This window comes from Microbacterium sp. ISL-103, assembly GCF_018613995.1.
GTDB lineage: Bacteria > Actinomycetota > Actinomycetes > Actinomycetales > Microbacteriaceae > Microbacterium.
Genome location: NZ_JAGGPD010000237.1, coordinates 1 through 17,791 on the forward strand (window position 1 = coordinate 1; position 17,791 = coordinate 17,791).

The window sequence follows — 17,791 nt, forward strand, 5'->3', positions numbered from 1 at the left end:
GGGTGCTGAGGCCCCGGCCGGACGCTGGAACTTCAGCCGCTACAGCAACCCCGTCGTCGACGAGGCAATCCAGGCCGCGATCAGCACCAACGACGAAGCCGAGAAGAAGGAGCTCTACGGCACGATCCAGACCGAGATCGTCCGTGACCTTCCCTACATCCCGCTCGTCATCAACGCGACGCAGACCTTCTACAACACGAAGGACTTCACGGGATGGCCGACGGAGGAAGATCTCTACGCCTTCCCGCCGTCCTGGGGAGCCATCGCAGCGGGCTACGTCCTGACGCAGCTCGAGCCGGCGAACTAAGCACATGGGGTCGGGGGAGCAGGAAGCACGGTCAGTGACATGAAGTTCTATGCACGAAGGATCGGGTTCTACGCGTTCACGCTGTGGGCCGCGATCTCACTCAACTTCCTGCTTCCCCGGCTGATGCCGGGGAACCCGGCGGACATCATGATCGCCAAGATGCAGCGAGCGGGCGGCGAGGTCTCCGAGACCACGATCCGCAACATCAAGCTGCTTCTCGGCGGCGATGACTCGTCCCTCTGGGAGCAGTACATCTCGTACTGGGGGCGGATGCTCCAGGGCGATCTGGGCATCTCCGTCACGAAGTTCCCCACTCCGGTGAGCGAGCTGATCAGCCAGGCGCTGCCCTGGACGCTGATCCTCGTCGGCACGGTGACCGTGATCTCCTTCATCCTCGGCGTGGTGCTGGGGGCCTGGGCGGGATGGAAGCGCGGTACCTGGGTCGACCATCTGATCCCCGCGACCACCGTGCTGCAGTCCATCCCATACTTCTGGATGGCACTGCTGCTGGTCTCGATCTTCGCCGTGGGACTCGGCTGGTTCCCGATCTTCGGCGGGTACGACGTGTTCGAGTTCCCCGACGGCCCGGAGCCGACGTGGGCGTTCTTCACGAACGCCCTGTCGCACGCGATCCTTCCGGCGCTGACGATCGTCATCTCATCGGTCGGCGGCTGGATGTTCGGGATGCGCAACATGATGGTGCAGACCATGGCCGAGGACTACGTGCTCACGGCCGAGGCGAAGGGCCTGCGTCCTCGTCGCATCATGACGACGTACGCTGCCCGCAACGCCGCGATCCCCTCGATCGCGGGCTTCTCGATCACCCTGGGATTCGTCGTCGCGGGGTCGATCGTGATGGAGCAGGTGTTCACCTACCCGGGCATCGGCAAGCTGATGTTCCAGGCGGTCACGAACAACGACTACGCGCTGATGCAGGGACTCTTCCTCGTCATCACCATCACGGTGCTCGCCGCCAACTTCATCATGGACCTCGTCTATGGCTTCATCGACCCGAGGGCTCGCCAGAATGTCTGACACCGAGAACACAGCGCTGATCACCAAAGACCAGCCCACGACACAGCCGGCGACCACCATCTCGCTGGCCACGCAGCGGGGCCGAAAGCGCCGCCGCGTCCTGCCGACGTCATCGTCGAAGTTCATCATCGGAGCGACTCTCGTCATCGCGATCGTGCTGTTCGCGATCATCGCTCCGATCTTCTCCCAGAATCCGCGGAGCACCGACAACCCCGCGCTTCTTCCTCCGTCGCCCGAGCACTGGCTCGGCACCACCAAGCTCGGCAACGACATGTTCGCCCAGCTCGCGATCGGTGCGCAGGGCTCGCTCCTCGTCGGCGTCGTCGCCGGTGGCATCGCCATCATCCTGTCGCTGCTCTTCGGCGTTCGTGATCCCCGGGCTGCCGCTCATGATCGTGATCGCCGCCTACCTGCAGAACGGCGGACTCCTGATGATCATCGCGGTCATCGTCGTCACCGGATGGGCGTGGGGCGCGCGTGTGCTGCGCAGCCAGACCCAGTCGCTGCGCGGCAATGACTTCGTCACCTCGGCGCAGTTCTCCGGCGACAGCCGGGCACGCATCGTCTTCCGCGAGATCCTGCCGAACATGACCTCGATCATCGCGGGCACGCTCTTCGGGGCGGCGACCGCGGCGATCCTCGCGGAGGCGGGGCTCGAGTTCCTCGGCCTCGGCGACTCGAGCATCGTCAGCTGGGGCACCATGCTCTATTGGGCGCAGAACTCCAACTCGCTCCTCACCGGCCAGTGGCTGCTGCTGTTCGCCCCGGGTCTCTGCATCGCCCTGCTCGCACTGAGCCTGACACTGATCAACTTCGGCGTGGACGGAATCTCCAATCCGCGCCTGCGAGAGGGGAAGGGCCGATGAGCGCCATGACCACGGATGACGTGCTTCTGGATGTCCAGGGTCTCTCGGTCGAGTACGCCTCGCCGGGTGCGACTCCGGTCACGGCCGTCGAAAACGTCTCGTTCACGCTGCGACGCGGCGAGTTCGTCGGTCTCGTCGGCGAGTCGGGCTCGGGCAAGTCGACGCTCGGCTTCGCCCTGACGCGCCTGCAGAAGCCCCCGGCCCGCATCAGCGCCGGACGCATCCTGTTCGACGGCCGCGACATCCGCGAACTCGATGCGGAAGAGCTGCGGCGTCAGCGCCAGGGCGGATTCGCGATGGTGCTGCAGTCCGGCATGAACGCGTTGAACCCGGTGCGCACCGTCGGGACGCACTTCCAGGACATCTTCGCCGCTCACGGGCACGTCGCCCGGGAGAGCCGGGATGCCAGGGCCCGCGAGCTGGTCGGCAAGGTCGGTCTCGACCCGCAGGTGCTGTCCCGGTATCCGAGCGAGCTGTCGGGCGGAATGCGCCAGCGTGCATCGATCGCGCTCGCTCTCTCGCTCGAACCGCAGCTGATGGTGTTCGACGAGCCGACCACGGCCCTCGACGTGCTCGTGCAGCACGCCGTGATGGACACGATCAAGGATCTGCAGCGCTCCGAGCATTTCACCGCGATCCTCATCAGTCACGACCTGGGCATCGTGCTCGAGGCGACCGACCGGGTGATGGTGATGCACGAGGGGCGGATCGTCGAAGACGCGCCGAGCCTCGACATCCTGCACCGTCCGCAGGACGAGTACACGCAGATGCTGCTGAGCCACTACGCCGACCCGCGGGCCGAGTCCATCTCGATCCCCGGATTCGTCGACCTCGGCACCCGGCGTCGTCAGGGGCACTCGCGCACCGATCTGACCGAGACCCTGCCGACGGTGTCGCAGCGCGACACCCGCCGGGCGGATGCGGCGATCGTGGTCGAGGGCGTGTCGAAGCGCTATCCGGCGCCGCGCCGCGGTGAGAAGCCGGTCGTCGCGGTCGACGACGTGTCGTTCCGGCTGGAGCCGGGTGAGGCGCTCGCGCTCGTCGGCGCCTCGGGGTCGGGGAAGTCGACGATCGCGAAGCTGATCACCGGAGTCGAGAAGCCCACCGAGGGCACGGTGCGCTTCGGCGATGTCGACGTCGCGACGCTGCGCCGCCAGGGGCTGCGCGACCTGCGCAAGGACGTGCAGATGGTGTTCCAGGACCCGTATGCCGCGCTCAACCCGCTGCACACCGTCGAGTACGCGCTCAGCCGGCCGATCCGCAACTACACCCCTCTGCGCGGACAGGAGGCGAGGGACCGCATGCTCGAGCTGCTCGAGACCGTGGGCCTCACCCCGGTCGAGCAGTTCGCGGCCAAGCTGCCGCACCAGCTCTCGGGCGGTCAGCGCCAGCGCGTGGTCATCGCCCGCGCACTGGCGAGCGATCCGCAGGTGCTCATCGCAGACGAGCCCGTGTCGATGCTCGACGTGTCGCTGCGCGCCGGCGTTCTCGCGCTGCTCGAAGACCTGCGTGAGAGGTGGGGCATCAGCATGCTCTACATCACGCACGATCTGCTGAGCGCGCGTCTGGTGACCGAGAACATCCTCGTGCTCAACAGCGGACGCGTCGTCGAACGCGGCGAGACGTCCCAGGTGCTGCAGCATCCCGAAGACCCGTACACGGTGCAGCTGCTGGATGCCGTGCCGAACCCATCACGTATCTCGAAATAGAGAGGAGAGCACTCGTGCTCACATTCCCTGACGGCTTTCTCTGGGGTGCTGCGACCGCAGCCCATCAGGTGGAGGGGAACAACACGACCAGCAACTGGTGGGCCATGGAGCATGCTCCGGGTTCGCAGATGGTCGAGCCCTCCGGCGATGCCGCCGACCACTTCCACCGGTACCCGGAGGACATGCGTCTGCTGGCGGACGCCGGTCTGAACTCGTACCGCTTCTCGATGGAGTGGGCGCGTATCGAGCCCGAGCGCGGGTTCGTCTCGCGGGCGATGCTCGACCACTACCGCCGCATGATCGACACGGCCCGCGAGAACGGGCTCGACCCCACGGTGACCCTGATGCACTTCACGGTGCCGCAGTGGTTCCAGAAGGACGGCTTCTGGCGTGCCGACGACGCGGTCGACCTGTTCTCGCGCTACGTCGAGACGGTGCTCCCGATCATCGAGGGTGTGACCTACGTCTGCACGATCAACGAGCCGAACATCGCGGCGATGCTCGCCGGGGGAGAGGATGCGGCGAACCTCGTCGCCTTCGGACTGCCGAACCCCGACCTCGCGGTCGCCGACACGCTGCTCGACGCGCATCACCGCGCCTCCGAGATCCTGCACTCCGTCTCGGGTGTGCAGGCCGGATGGACGATCGCGACGCAGGCGTTCCACTCCACAGGAGAGCCGGGTGCCGACGAGATGCTCGCCGAGTACGGCGACCCGCGCGACCACTGGTACCTCGACCAGTCCGCCGGTGACGACTTCGTCGGCGTGCAGGCGTACACGCGCACCTTCATCGGCCCTGAGGGCCCCCGCCCGGTCTCCGACGATGTCGAGACCACGCTCACGGGGTGGGAGTTCTTCCCCGAAGCTCTCGAGATGGGCGTGCGCAGCGCGTGGGAGCGCAGCGGTGGAGTGCCGGTGCTCGTCACCGAGAACGGCATCGCGACGGCGGACGACACCCGCCGGATCGCGTACACGCAGGGTGCCCTCGAGGGGCTGCACCGTGCGATCTCCGACGGCATCGAGGTCAAGGCGTACCAGCACTGGAGTGCGCTCGACAACTACGAGTGGGCGAGCGGATTCCGTCCGACCTTCGGTCTGATCGGCTTCGACCACGAGACCTTCGAGCGCTCGCCGAAGCCTTCTCTCGCCTGGCTGGGCGAGGTCGCACGCCGCAACGGGCTCTGAGCCGGACGACCCCGGGGCTCTGCCCCGGGGTTACCCTCGGATCATGAGCCATGCAGCCCGTACGACGCGCGGAGACGGGCTTCGATCGGCGGCCGCCGGCCTGAGTGCGGCGGTGGTCGCAGTCGGCCTCGCAGAGCTGGTGGCCGCGGTGGTCGAACCCAGCGCGAGCCCCTTCGCCGTGATCGGCGGGGGGCTGATCGATCTCGCGCCCAGCTGGGCGAAGGATGCCGCGATCGCCCTGTTCGGCACGGCGGACAAGATCGCGCTCATCACCGGCATCGCCATCGTGCTCGTGGGCGTCGCGGCGCTCGCCGGCATCCTCGAGTCCCGGCGCGCCGGTGTCGGCGCCGTGATCCTCGGCGCTCTCGGCGTGCTCGCTCTCGTCGCCGCGATGATCCGACCCGGAGCGGGCCCCTTCGCCTGGCTGCCGGGCCTCGTCGCGGGCGTCGCCGCGGTCGTCGCGCTGCGACTGCTCATGCGCACGGTGCATCCGGTGCCGTATCTTCGCGCCGAGCACGACGAGCGTCGCCGGTTCCTCCTGTTCACCGTCGGCGTCGCCTCGGTGGGCGTCGCCGCGCTCATCGTCGGCAGCATCGCCCGAGGGGCGAGCCGGTCGATCGAATCGGTCCGCGCTCTTCTGCGGCTGCCGGCTCCGGTCACTCCGGCACCCCCGGTGCCTGCCGGGGCCGAGTTCGACATCCAGGGCCTCGCATCGGTGGTCACGCCGAACTCGGAGTTCTATCGCATCGACACCGCGCTGATCGTGCCGCGGATCGACCCGTCCGACTGGTCGGTGCGGATCCACGGGATGGTCGATCGCGAGATCGAGATCACCTGGGACGAGCTGCTGGCCCTTCCCATGCAGGAGTCGTTCACGACTCTCGCCTGCGTATCGAACGAGGTCGGCGGGTCGCTGATCGGCAACGCCCTGTGGCTGGGGCACCCGGTGCGCGAGCTGCTCGCCCGGGCGGGCGTCGACCCGAAGGCCGACATGGTGCTCTCGACCTCGTCGGACGGCTTCACCGCCTCCACCCCGATCGAGGCGCTCACCGACGACCGCGACGCCCTGCTCGCGATCGGCATGAACGGCGAGGCGCTGCCCCTCGAACACGGCTTCCCGGTGCGCATGGTGGTTCCCGGCCTCTACGGCTACGTCTCGGCGACCAAGTGGGTGACTCAGCTCGAGGTCACGCGATTCGATCGCACCACCGCGTACTGGACCGACCGCGGGTGGTCGGAGCGCGGCCCCGTCAAGCTGCAGTCGCGCATCGACGTGCCGCGCAGGGGCCAGCGGATCGATGCGGGTGATGCGGTGATCGCCGGCATGGCCTGGCAGCAGCACGTGGGCATCGAGGGCGTCGAGGTGCGCATCGACGAGGGGTCGTGGCGCCGTGCCGAACTATCCTCCGCCATCTCCGACGACACCTGGGTGCAGTGGCGGTTGGACTGGGCGGCCACGAGCGGCTCTCACACGATCGAGTGCCGTGCGCTGAGCGCCGACGGCGAGACCCAGACCTCGGATCCGGCCGGCGTCGTGCCCGATGGCGCCCAGGGGTGGCACCGCGTCGACGTCAGTGTGGCCTGAGCGTAACGACCCCCGGCATCCCGCCTAGAATTGTCCCCATGCCCGCAGGCGAATCGTTCTACATCACCACGCCCATCTACTACCCCTCCGATGTCCCGCACATCGGTCACGGGTACACCTCGGTGGCGGTCGACGCGCTCGCGCGCTGGCACCGTCAGGGCGGCGATGACACGTGGATGCTCACGGGCACCGACGAGCACGGCCAGAAGATGCTCCGTGCGGCGGCGGCGAACAACGTCACCCCGCAGGAGTGGGTCGACAAGCTCGTCACCGAGGCGTGGTTCCCGCTGCTCGAGACGCTCGACGTCGCGAACGACGACTTCATCCGCACGACGCAGGAACGCCACGAGACCAACGTGCAGACGTTCTTCCAGCGTCTCTACGACCGCGGCTACATCTACGCGGGCGAGTACGAGGCGCTCTACTGCGTGGGCTGCGAGGAGTTCAAGCCCGAGTCCGAGATCGTCGACGGCACCGGGCCCTTCGAAGGCCTGAAGGTCTGCGCGATCCACTCGAAGCCGCTCGAGCTGCTGCAGGAGAAGAACTACTTCTTCAAGCTCAGCGAGTTCCAAGACCGCCTGCTCGAGCTCTACAAGACCCAGCCAGACTTCGTGCGGCCGGATTCGGCGCGCAACGAGGTCGTGTCCTTCGTCAGCCAGGGGCTGAAGGATCTGTCGATCTCGCGGTCGACTTTCGACTGGGGCATCCCGCTGCCGTGGGACGAGTCGCACGTCATCTACGTGTGGGTCGACGCTCTGCTCAACTACGCCACCGCCGTCGGCTACGGCTCCGATCAAGAGACCTTCGATCGCCGCTGGCCCGCGTACCACGTGGTCGGCAAAGACATCCTCCGCTTCCACGCCGTGATCTGGCCCGCGCTGCTGATGGCCGCAGGACTCGATGTTCCGCGCGGCGTGTTCGCTCACGGCTGGCTGCTCGTCGGCGGCGAGAAGATGTCGAAGTCGAAGCTCACCGGCATCGCGCCGACCGAGATCACCGACGTCTTCGGATCCGACGCCTACCGCTACTACTTCCTGTCGGCGATCGCGTTCGGCCAGGACGGCTCGTTCTCGTGGGAAGACCTGTCGGCCCGCTATCAGGCCGAGCTCGCGAACGGCTTCGGCAACCTCGCCTCTCGCACCACGGCGATGATCGAGAAGTACTTCGAGGGCATCGTGCCGCCGCCGGCCGAGTACACCGACAGAGACCTCGAGATCCAGAAGATCGTCGCCGATGCCGCATCGAACGCGGATGCCGCGATCGAGCAGTTCCGCATCGACGAGGCCATCTCGTCGATCTGGACGATCGTCGACGCGCTCAACGGGTACATCACCGCGAACGAGCCGTGGGCGCTGGCCAAGCAGTCGAACAACGGAGACGAGGCGCAGCGCGAACGCCTGGGCACCGTGCTGTACACGTGCGCCGAGGGTCTGCGCGCCCTCGCCGTGCTGCTCTCGCCGGTGATGCCGCAGTCGACCGAGAAGCTCTGGGTCGCGCTCGGCGCGGCCGAGTCGCTGGGGCGTCTGCAGGACCAGCCGATCCGCGAGGCCGGAGGCTGGGGCGTGCTGCGCCCCGGCACCAGCGTCAACGGTCTCACGCCGCTGTTCCCGCGCGTGGAGTCCGCCGCCTGAGCATGGCGTACGTGCAGCAGCGCGACGGCGACGGGCGCAAGGACCTCCGCTACCCGGCGGCACCCGAGGCGCTCTCGGTGCCCGTCTACGACAACCATGCGCATCTCGAGATCCTCGACGGCGATGAGCCGCTGTCGCTGACGGAGCAGCTCGATCGCGCCGAGGCCGTGGGCATCGCAGGCGTGGTGCAGGCATCGGGTGACGTCGAGTCGTCGCGCTGGGCCGTCGAGGCCGCAGCGTCCGACCCGCGCGTGCTCGCGGCCGTCGCGATCCACCCGAACGATGCTCCCGCCTATGCCGAAGAGGGGCGCCTCGATGAGGCGCTCGCGGTGATCGACGAACTCGCCGCCCACCCGCGCACCCGGGCGATCGGCGAGACCGGTCTCGACTTCTTCCGCACCGAGCCCGAGCGCCGTGCGCCGCAGTTCGAGTCGTTCGAGGCGCACATCGCGCTCGCGAAGAAGCACGGCATCGCGATGCAGATCCACGACCGCGATGCGCATGACGCGGTGCTCGAGACGCTCGGTCGCGTCGGTGCTCCCGAGAAGACGGTGTTCCACTGCTTCTCGGGCGACGACGCGATGGCTCGTGTGTGTGCGGATGCCGGGTATCACCTGTCGTTCGCGGGAAACGTCACGTTCAAGAACGCGCAGAACCTGCGGGATGCGCTGAAGGTGACCCCGCTCGATCGCATCCTCGTCGAGACCGACGCGCCGTTCCTCACCCCGACGCCGCTGCGCGGCCGACCGAACGCTCCGTACCTCGTGCCGATCACGGTGCGGTTCATGGCGGCAGAGCTCGGCATCGACGTCGATGAGCTGTCGGCGCAGATCGCCGCCAACACGCTGAGGGTCTACGGCGCTTTCGCCTGAACGATCTGCGAGATCGGCTTCCACACCAGAAGCAGAGTGAGCGCCGCGCCCACGAACGCGAACCACCAGGGCGCGGTGAGTCCCCAGAACTGGGCGATCACGCCGCCCAGTGCCTGCCCGATCACCATGCCGCCGAACACGCCGACCATGTTGACCGATGCGACTCGGCCCTGCAGCTCGGTCGGGACGAGACGCTGGCGCACGGTGGTCGAGATCGTGCCCCAGATGAACGCGTACGCCCCGAAGACGAACATGATCACGAGCGCCACCCACCCGGTGCTGGTGAGTGCGAAGGCGAGATGCATCAGCACTTCGAGCGACAGCACGACGCGCATCAGCGTGGCGAACGAGACGTGTCGCTCGAGCCACCCGAAGCACAGCGTGGCGAGGATGCCGCCCGCGGCGGATGCGGTGGTCAGCGCTCCGTAGCCGACGGCGCCCATGTTCAGGTGCTCGGTGGCGTAGAGCACGAGCACGCCCCAGGGCGCGGCCCAGGTCACGTTGAAGACCAGGATGATGAGCACCAGCATCCGCACAGGAGGGTTCTGCCACAGCCAGCGCAGTCCTTCGGCGATATCGGTGTGCACATGCGGTCTCTCGCCCTCGCCCGCGGCGCGGGCCGGGACGGGGGTGCGAGCCATGCGTGAGATCAGCACGACCGCGAGAAGCACGCAGACGATCTCGAGCAGGAACGGCCACGCCGTGCCCGCAGCGAAGAGGAACGCGCCCAGGGGCGGGCCCGCGAACTGATTCGCGACCAGGTAGCCGGCCTGCAATCGCGCGTTGCCGATGCCGAGGTCGGCCGGCGCGACGAGCATCGGCAGCAGCGTGCTGCCTGCGGTGTCGACGAACACCTCGGCGGTGCCGTAGAGGAACGCCACCGCCAGCACGATCCAGATGTTGGCCGTGCCCGTCAGCAGGAAGACGCAGAGACCGGCGAGCACGACGGCCCGCGCGGCGTTGGCGACCATCACCAGCCGACGACGGTCGAACCGGTCGGCGATCGCCCCCGCATGCAGGCCGAACAGCAGCCACGGCAGGAACTGCAGGATGGCACCGGCCGCGACGAGGGTCGGCGACGACGTCATCGACGCGATGAGCAGGGGAGCGGCAGCGAGAGCGACGCCGTCTCCGACGTTGCTCGTCCACGATGACGCGAGCAGCCAGCGGAAATCCCTGCCCATGCGCCGTGGTGCGATCAGTTCACCGAGGGAGGGCATCACAGAAGACTACTGGCCGGTTCGGACACCGATGGGGGTGGGGGACAATGGAGCAATGACCATCACCCTGCTCGGCGCCACCGAGATCCGCCGCCTCGCCGCTGAGCTCGATGTCATCCCGACCAAGAAGCTCGGACAGAACTTCGTCGTCGATGCGAACACCGTGCGCAAGATCGTGCACGCAGCACGCGTGCAGCCGGGGGAGCGAGTGGTCGAGGTGGGCCCGGGGCTCGGGTCCCTCACCCTCGCGATCCTCGAGGCCGGGGCGTCGGTCACCGCCGTCGAGATCGATCACCGGCTCGCCTCGCGGCTGGCCCAGACCGCCGAAGAGCACGGTGTCGCCCCGGAGATGCTGACGGTCGTCGACGCCGACGCGCTGCGCATCACCGAGCTGCCCGGCGAGCCCACCGTGCTGGTGGCGAACCTTCCGTACAACATCTCGGTGCCGGTCCTGCTGCACTTCCTCGAGAACTTCTCGTATCTGAAGCGCGGAGTGGTGATGGTCCAGGCCGAGGTCGCCGAGCGGCTGGCCGCGAAGCCGGGGTCGAAGATCTACGGTTCCCCGAGCGTCAAGGCGGCCTGGTACGGCGAGTGGAAGCTCTCCGGCACCGTGTCGCGGCAGGTCTTCTGGCCGGTGCCGAACGTCGACAGCCTGCTCGTCGGGTTCGACCGGTCGGTCGGCGAGCGCGGCACCGAAGACGAGCGTCGTCTCACGTTCAAGATCGTGGACGCGGCGTTCAACCAGCGGCGGAAGATGCTGCGTCAGGCCCTGTCGGGCCTCTTCGGCAGCTCCGCGGCGGCATCCGAGGTGCTCATCGCGGCCGGGGTCGCACCGACCGCACGCGGCGAAGACCTCACGGTCGAGGACTACCAGCGTGTTGCGCAGCAGGTCGCCGGGATCGAAGACGCCGTCATCACCGACTAATCTGGCACCGTGACCGACTCTCCCCGCTTCCGTCCGAACGTCCCCGAGCTGCACCGGCCGTACGCGGCCGACGAGAGCCGCTACGAGCAGTTCGAGTACCGGCAGGTCGGCACCTCCGGGCTGTTCCTGCCCCCGATCTCGCTCGGGCTGTGGTGGAACTTCGGCGACAACATCCCGCTCGACAACCAGCGTGCGCTGCTGCGACACGCTTTCGACCGCGGCATCACGCACTTCGACCTGGCCAACAACTACGGCCCGCCCTACGGCTCCGCCGAGAAGAACTTCGGCCGCATCTTCGCCGAGGACTTCCGCCCCTACCGCGACGAGCTGATCATCTCGTCGAAGGCCGGGTGGGACATGTGGCCCGGGCCCTACGGAGACTTCGGCAGCCGCAAGTACATCCTCGCCAGTGCCGAGCAGTCGCTGACCCGCATGGGCCTCGACTACGTCGACATCTTCTATTCGCACCGCGCCGACCCCGTGACTCCGGTCGCCGAGACGGTCGCGGCACTCGACACGCTCGTCCGCCAGGGCAAGGCGCTCTACGTCGGCATCTCGTCCTACAGCGCCGAGCGCACCGCCGAGGCCGTCGCGGTGGCCACCGAGCTCGGCACTCCGCTCGTCATCCACCAGCCCGCCTACTCGATCCTCAACCGCTGGGTCGAAGACGGACTCACCGACACCCTCGAGCAGTCGGGCCTCGGCGCGATCGCGTTCACACCGCTCGCCCAGGGGCTCCTCACCGACAAGTACCTCGGCGACGGCACCGCGGCGCGGGCGCAGAAGCGCGGCTCGCTGCCGGATGCTCCGCTGTCGGATTCCGCGGTGCAGACCCTCCGTTCGCTGAACGGGATCGCCCATGACCGCGGTCAGTCGCTCGCGCAGCTGGCCCTGCAGTGGACGCTGCGCAACCCCGTGGTGGCCTCTGCGCTGATCGGCGCCTCGCGCCCCGAGCAGCTCGACGAGAACATCGCCGCGGTGAACGGTCCGGCTCTCACCGCCGACGAGCTCGCCCGCATCGACGAGCTGTCTGGATCCATCGACGTCGACCTGTGGGCGACGTCCACGGAGCTGTGACCGGGACTCCCAGATGAGCTTCGCCGCCCCCGTCGATGCGGTGCGCGTCCGCGCACCGGGCAAGATCAACCTGTACCTCGGAGTGGGTGGACGCCACGATGACGGCTACCACGCGCTCGCGACGGTCTTCCAGGCGGTGTCGCTCTACGAGGATGTGATCGCCCGGCACGCCGACGACTTCTCGATCACGGTCTCGGGCGTCGACGACCCCGGCAGCGTGCCGCTCGATGATCGCAACCTCGCCATGCGCGCCGCGAAGCTGCTCGCCGGTGCCGCCGGATACGAGGGCGGGGTCGCGCTCGAGATCCGCAAGAGCGTTCCGGTCGCCGGGGGAATGGGCGGCGGCTCGGCCGATGCCGCGGCGGCGCTGGTCGCGTGCGACGCGCTGTGGGGCACCGGATTCTCGACCGCGCGGCTGCACGAGCTCGGCTCGCGCCTCGGGGCGGATGTGCCGTTCGCCCTGCACGGGGGCACCGCGGTCGGCACGGGGCGCGGCGATCAGCTGAACCCCGCGCTGGCGCGCGGGCGCTTCGACTGGCTGCTCGTGCCGAGCGACGAGGGCCTGTCGACTCCGGTCGTCTACGCGCGACTCGACTCGCTGCGTGACGCCGAGGGTGCGCTCGCCGACGATCCGCCCGAGTCGCTCGAGGTGCCGGTGCCGGTGCTGCAGGCGCTGCGATCCGGTGATCCGGACCTGCTCGCCGAGAGCATCTACAACGACCTGCAGGAGGCCGCGCTGTACGAGCGGCCGGAGCTGGAGACCACCATCCTGCGTGGCATCCACGCCGGGGCGCTGCAGGGGATCGTCTCGGGATCGGGTCCGACGGTGGCTCTCCTGTGCGCGAGCCCCGAGGGCGCGCAGTCCGTGCAGACGGAACTGCGCGAGCACGGCATCGACTCCCTGCATGTGCACGGTCCGGTGCAGGGCGCTCGCGTCATAGCCTGACCCGCATCCGGTGCGAGAACGCAGCCGCACGTCACGCTCCGTCGCGTCTTCGAGGTGCGCTCGCGGTGACTGGCATACATAATGAAGTGACGATGTGACCGTGCACATACGAGGAGGTCTGTGATGTCGACCGCCTCTGAGCGCGCGCGGATGCCGAGCATCCGCGATGTCGCACGGCTCGCCGGCGTCTCGCATCAGACCGTCTCGCGCGTGCTGAACGACCATGCGAGCATCCGCCCCGAGACCAAGGCCAAGGTCCTCGACGCGATCGCGGTGCTGGACTATCGCCCCAATCTCGCGGCCAGGGCGCTGGTGACGAGCAAGTCGAACATGCTCGGCATCCTCGCGGCGACCGTGGGGGAGTGCGGGCCCACCTCGTCGATCGTCGGCATCGAGGATGCGGCCCGCGAAGAGGGGTACTCGGTATCGACGCTGAACCTGTCGGCCACGACGCCCGAGGCGATCGGCAGCGCCCTGCGCCAGCTGGCTCGTGAGCAGGTCGACGGCATCGTGGTGCTGGCGCCGCAGGTGCGCGCGTTCCATGTGCTGCGGGGAATGGCGGTCGAGATGCCGTTCGTCTCGCTGCAGACCGCGTCGGGGTCCGACGGGGTGAGCCTGTCGGCCGACCAGGTCGCGGGAGCGCGCACGGCGACCGAGCATCTGATCGGTCTCGGCCACAGCGACATCATCCACATCGCAGGACCGCAGGACTGGATCGAGGCGGAATCGCGCATGCGCGGGTACCTGGATGCCCTCCGCGAGGCCGATCTGCCCACCTTCCCGCCGATCCGCGGGGACTGGACGGCGGACTTCGGATACTTCGCGGGGCAGGAGCTCGCGCGCAGACGGGACTTCACCGCGGTGTTCGTCGCCAACGACCAGATGGCGATCGGGCTCATGCACGGCTTCCGCGACGCCGGCATCCGCGTGCCGGAGGACGTCAGCGTGGTCGGGTTCGATGACATCCCCGTGGCTGCTCACGTGGCTCCGACGCTGAGCACCGTGCACCAGGACTTCCCCGAGCTCGGCCGCCGAGCCGTGCGCATACTGCTCGCGCAGATCCGCGGCGAGCAGGTGCCCCAGTTCGGGCCGTTGCAGACCACTCTGCGCACGAGGGAATCGTCCGCACCTCGATAGAGCCACAATTTGGCTCGTGGTCTTGACACCGCCTCAGCGAGCGTAGACTATGTAATCCAATGTGAACGGTCACATCGAAGGTGACCGCCCGTCGCGAGGAAGATCTTGTGAGCACCACAGCAACGTTGCCGGTCGTGTCAGGCCCGATCCTGGAGATGCGCAGCATCACCAAGGAGTTCCCGGGTGTGAAGGCGCTGTCCGACGTATCCATCACCGTCCGAGCAGGCGAGATCCATGCGATCTGCGGCGAGAACGGCGCCGGGAAGTCGACCCTGATGAAGGTCCTCTCCGGCGTCTACCCCTACGGCACGTATGAGGGGGAGATCCTCCTCTACGGCCAGGAGCAGCGCTACCGCGACATCGTGGCCAGCGAGCAGGCGGGCATCGCGATCATCCACCAGGAGCTCGCGCTGATCCCCGAGCTCTCGATCACCGAGAACATCTTCCTCGGGAACGAGATCCGCCGCTTCGGCAAGATCGACTGGCGCGCACAGCGCCAGCGCACGGTCGAGCTGCTGGCGCGCGTCGGGCTGCGTGAAGACCCCGACGTCGCCATCAAGACGCTCGGTGTCGGCAAGCAGCAGCTGATCGAGATCGCCAAGGCGCTCAACAAGGACGTCAAGCTCCTCATCCTCGACGAGCCCACCGCCGCCCTGAACGAGAACGACTCGCAGCACCTGCTCGACCTGATCCTGGGCCTGAAGGCCAAGGGGATCGCGTCGATCATGATCAGCCACAAGCTCAACGAGATCGAGCAGATCGCCGACGAGATCACGATCATCCGTGACGGCCGCACGGTCGAGACGCTCGACATCTCGCGCGGCGAGATCAACGAGGACCGCATCATCCGCGGCATGGTCGGCCGCTCGCTCGAGAGCCGGTACCCCGACCGCACCCCCGAGATCGGCGAGGTGTTCTTCGAGGTCAAGGACTGGTGGGTGCAGCACCCGACGGTCTCCGAGCGCATGGTCGTCAAGGGCTCGAACCTCAACGTCCGCCGTGGCGAGGTCGTCGGAATCGCCGGGCTCATGGGCGCGGGGCGCACCGAGTTCATGATGAGCATCTTCGGCCGCTCCTACGGCAACTTCCAGTCGGGCACGATCATCAAGGACGGCATCGGGGTCACGATCCCCGACGTCTCCTCCGCGATCAAGCACGGACTCGCGTACGTCAGCGAAGACCGCAAGGTGCTCGGGCTCAATCTCCTCGACACCATCAAGAGGTCGGTCGTGGCGGCGAAGCTGTCGAAGATCTCGAAGCGCGGCGTCGTCGACGAGCGCGAGGAGTACTCGGTCGCCGAGCGCTACCGCAAGGCGCTGCGCATCAAGACGCCGAGCGTCGAAGAGGGCGTCGGAAAGCTCTCGGGAGGAAACCAGCAGAAGGTCGTGCTGGCGCGGTGGATGTTCACCGATCCCGACCTGCTGATCCTCGACGAGCCCACCCGCGGCATCGATGTCGGCGCGAAGTACGAGATCTACGCGATCATCAACGAGCTCGCCTCGCAGGGCAAGGGCGTCATCGTCATCTCGAGCGAGCTGCCCGAGCTGCTCGGCATCTCCGACCGCATCTACACAGTCTTCGAAGGTCGGGTCACCGACTGCATCCCGGCCGACCAGGCGACACCCGAGGCCCTCATGCGCAGCATGACCTCCGCGACTCAGAAAGCATCCGCATGACCACCGACCTCACGACAACGAAGAGTGGCTTCCACTTCGGCGACATCCGCAAGATGTTCGGAAGCAACGGCACCTCGTCACTGCGCCAGTTCGGCATCCTGGGCAGCCTCATCGTCATCATCGTCCTCTTCGAGATCCTGACGCTGCTGCGCAACGGTCCGAACGGCGCGACGCTGACGTCGGGCAACCTGATCAACGTCATCAATCAGTACTCGTTCATCCTGATCCTCGCGATCGGCATGGTGATGGTCATCATCATGGGCCACATCGACCTGTCGGTCGGCTCTGTGGCGGCCTTCACCGGCATCATCGTCGCGAAGTCGATGGCCGACTGGAACCTCCCTTGGCCGCTGGCGATCCTGCTCGGCCTCGGCGTCGGCGCCCTCGTGGGTGCCTGGCAGGGGTTCTGGGTCGCGTACGTCGGAGTTCCCGCGTTCATCGTGACGCTCGCCGGCATGCTCCTCTTCCGCGGCGCGCAGCAGTGGATCGGTGACGCGCAGACGATCCCCGTGCCCAAGGGCTTCCAGGTGATCGGCACCGGCTATCTGCCCGAGGTCGGGCTTCCGCTCGACTTCAACGTGCCGACCATGATCCTCGCCCTGATCGCCGTGGCGTGGCTGGTCTTCTGGGAGATCCGCACGCGTCGCCAGCAGCACAAGATGGGCTCCGACAGCGCACCCCTGTGGGTCAGCGTCGTCAAGGTCGTGCTGCTCTCGATCGTCGTGCTCGTCGCCGCATGGATGTTCGCGACCGGTCGCCCGGGCACGAGCTTCCCGGTTCCGGGTCTCATCCTGCTCGCGCTCGTCATCATCTACTCGTTCATCACCCGTAACACGGTGTTCGGCCGTCACATCTACGCCGTGGGTGGCAACCGTCAGGCTGCCCGCCTCTCGGGCGTGAAGGATCGCTGGGTCGACTTCTTCGTCATGATGAACATGTCGATGATGGCCGCCCTCGCCGGCATGATCTTCGTCGCCCGCTCGCAGGCATCGGGGCCGAACGACGGCACCGGCTGGGAGCTGGATGCCATCGCATCGGTTTTCATCGGTGGCGCTGCCGTCGCCGGTGGCATCGGAACGGTGATCGGCTCGATCATCGGTGGTCTCGTGATGGCGTTCCTCAACAACGGCCTCGCACTGCTCGGTCAGGGTGCCGACGTCGTCTCGATGATCAAGGGCATCGTGCTCCTGTTCGCGGTCGGCATCGACGTCTGGAACAAGCAGCAGGGCCGCCCCTCGATCACCGGTCTGCTGATGCGCCGCTCGGGCCGCAGAGGCGACCCGGAGGCTACGCCGACCTTCGAGCCCAACAGGACTTACCAAGCCCCTCCCGTCGACAAGACGAGGGCCGAGTAAGCGGAATCTCCGCGCAGTGCTCGCACGCAGAATCCGTCACATCACACAGAAAGAGATCACATGAAGAAGATCATCGTCACAGCGACAGCGCTCGTCGCGACGGCTGCCTTCGCACTCACGGGCTGCTCCGGTGAGCGCGGCGGCGGAACCGACACGGGATCCGGCGAAGAGGCCGCAGCCGGCTTCGAGGCAGGCTCTCCGATCGGTGTCGCACTTCCCGACAAGACCAGTGAGAACTGGGTCCTCGCAGGTCAGCTGTTCACGGA

Annotated in this window: 15 protein-coding genes and 2 pseudogenes; 15 read left to right on the forward strand and 2 right to left on the reverse strand. The window is 67.5% G+C overall.

Features of this window, described 5'->3' with window-relative positions:
- Positions 1-307 (forward strand): annotated as a pseudogene (locus J7E68_RS09665) (ABC transporter substrate-binding protein); the annotation flags it as partial.
- Positions 308-346: 39 nt separating this feature from the next.
- Positions 347-1,342, forward strand: coding sequence for an ABC transporter permease (locus tag J7E68_RS09670; RefSeq protein WP_215172069.1), 996 nt, complete (start codon positions 347-349; stop codon positions 1,340-1,342).
- 109 nt (positions 1,343-1,451) lie between these two features.
- Here the strand turns inward: J7E68_RS09670 and J7E68_RS19765 are convergent, their stop codons facing one another.
- Positions 1,452-1,733 (reverse strand): hypothetical protein, encoded by a 282-nt coding sequence (locus J7E68_RS19765; RefSeq protein ID WP_251048842.1) that lies wholly within the window; start codon positions 1,731-1,733, stop codon positions 1,452-1,454.
- Between J7E68_RS19765 and J7E68_RS19770 the strand changes: the two genes are divergently transcribed.
- Genes J7E68_RS19770 through J7E68_RS09700 form a run of 6 tightly spaced genes read left to right on the forward strand, consistent with a single transcriptional unit; the run spans position 1,732 to position 9,189 of the window.
- Positions 1,732-2,208 (forward strand): ABC transporter permease subunit, encoded by a 477-nt coding sequence (locus tag J7E68_RS19770; protein WP_251048843.1) that lies wholly within the window; start codon positions 1,732-1,734, stop codon positions 2,206-2,208. The two genes, J7E68_RS19765 and J7E68_RS19770, sit on opposite strands and share 2 nt — an antisense overlap.
- Positions 2,205-3,917, forward strand: a complete 1,713-nt coding sequence (locus tag J7E68_RS09680; protein ID WP_215172071.1) for an ABC transporter ATP-binding protein — start codon at positions 2,205-2,207, stop codon at positions 3,915-3,917. The genes J7E68_RS19770 and J7E68_RS09680 overlap by 4 nt, the downstream gene beginning before the upstream one ends.
- 14 nt (positions 3,918-3,931) lie before the next feature.
- Positions 3,932-5,101: a family 1 glycosylhydrolase gene (locus J7E68_RS09685; protein ID WP_215172073.1), complete on the forward strand. Its 1,170-nt coding sequence runs from the start codon at positions 3,932-3,934 to the stop codon at positions 5,099-5,101.
- Positions 5,102-5,144: 43 nt separating this feature from the next.
- Entirely contained in the window at positions 5,145-6,686 is a 1,542-nt protein-coding gene (locus J7E68_RS09690) for a molybdopterin-dependent oxidoreductase (protein WP_215172075.1), read from the forward strand.
- Positions 6,687-6,724: 38 nt separating this feature from the next.
- Positions 6,725-8,317, forward strand: a complete 1,593-nt coding sequence (metG, locus tag J7E68_RS09695; RefSeq protein ID WP_215172077.1) for a methionine--tRNA ligase — start codon at positions 6,725-6,727, stop codon at positions 8,315-8,317.
- A gap of 2 nt (positions 8,318-8,319) precedes the next feature.
- On the forward strand, positions 8,320-9,189 hold the full coding sequence (locus J7E68_RS09700) for a TatD family hydrolase (RefSeq protein WP_215172079.1): 870 nt from the start codon (positions 8,320-8,322) through the stop codon (positions 9,187-9,189).
- Here the strand turns inward: J7E68_RS09700 and J7E68_RS09705 are convergent.
- Positions 9,171-10,409 (reverse strand): MFS transporter, encoded by a 1,239-nt coding sequence (locus J7E68_RS09705; RefSeq protein WP_215172081.1) that lies wholly within the window; start codon positions 10,407-10,409, stop codon positions 9,171-9,173. The two genes, J7E68_RS09700 and J7E68_RS09705, sit on opposite strands and share 19 nt — an antisense overlap.
- Before the next feature lie 55 nt (positions 10,410-10,464).
- Here J7E68_RS09705 and rsmA point away from each other — a divergent pair, with 55 nt between their 5' ends.
- The 7 genes and pseudogenes from rsmA to J7E68_RS09740 form a co-directional block, all read left to right on the forward strand.
- Positions 10,465-11,334 carry a 16S rRNA (adenine(1518)-N(6)/adenine(1519)-N(6))-dimethyltransferase RsmA gene (rsmA, locus tag J7E68_RS09710; protein WP_215172083.1) on the forward strand — a complete coding sequence of 290 codons (870 nt, stop codon included), beginning with the start codon at positions 10,465-10,467 and terminating at the stop codon, positions 11,332-11,334.
- A 9-nt stretch (positions 11,335-11,343) separates the two neighbouring features.
- Entirely contained in the window at positions 11,344-12,411 is a 1,068-nt protein-coding gene (locus J7E68_RS09715; protein ID WP_215172085.1) for an aldo/keto reductase, read from the forward strand.
- 13 nt (positions 12,412-12,424) lie between these two features.
- Positions 12,425-13,357 carry a 4-(cytidine 5'-diphospho)-2-C-methyl-D-erythritol kinase gene (locus J7E68_RS09720; protein WP_215172087.1) on the forward strand — a complete coding sequence of 311 codons (933 nt, stop codon included), beginning with the start codon at positions 12,425-12,427 and terminating at the stop codon, positions 13,355-13,357.
- A 123-nt stretch (positions 13,358-13,480) separates the two neighbouring features.
- Positions 13,481-14,494: a LacI family DNA-binding transcriptional regulator gene (locus tag J7E68_RS09725; RefSeq protein WP_215172089.1), complete on the forward strand. Its 1,014-nt coding sequence runs from the start codon at positions 13,481-13,483 to the stop codon at positions 14,492-14,494.
- Between the two features lie 155 nt (positions 14,495-14,649).
- A complete protein-coding gene (gene mmsA / locus J7E68_RS09730; RefSeq protein ID WP_251048845.1) occupies positions 14,650-16,170 on the forward strand; it encodes a multiple monosaccharide ABC transporter ATP-binding protein in 1,521 nt (506 codons plus the stop codon).
- Positions 16,167-17,525 (forward strand): multiple monosaccharide ABC transporter permease, encoded by a 1,359-nt coding sequence (gene mmsB / locus J7E68_RS09735; RefSeq protein WP_215172091.1) that lies wholly within the window; start codon positions 16,167-16,169, stop codon positions 17,523-17,525. Before mmsA ends, mmsB begins: the two co-directional genes overlap by 4 nt.
- 60 nt (positions 17,526-17,585) lie before the next feature.
- Positions 17,586-17,791, forward strand: a pseudogene (locus J7E68_RS09740) (sugar ABC transporter substrate-binding protein); the annotation flags it as partial.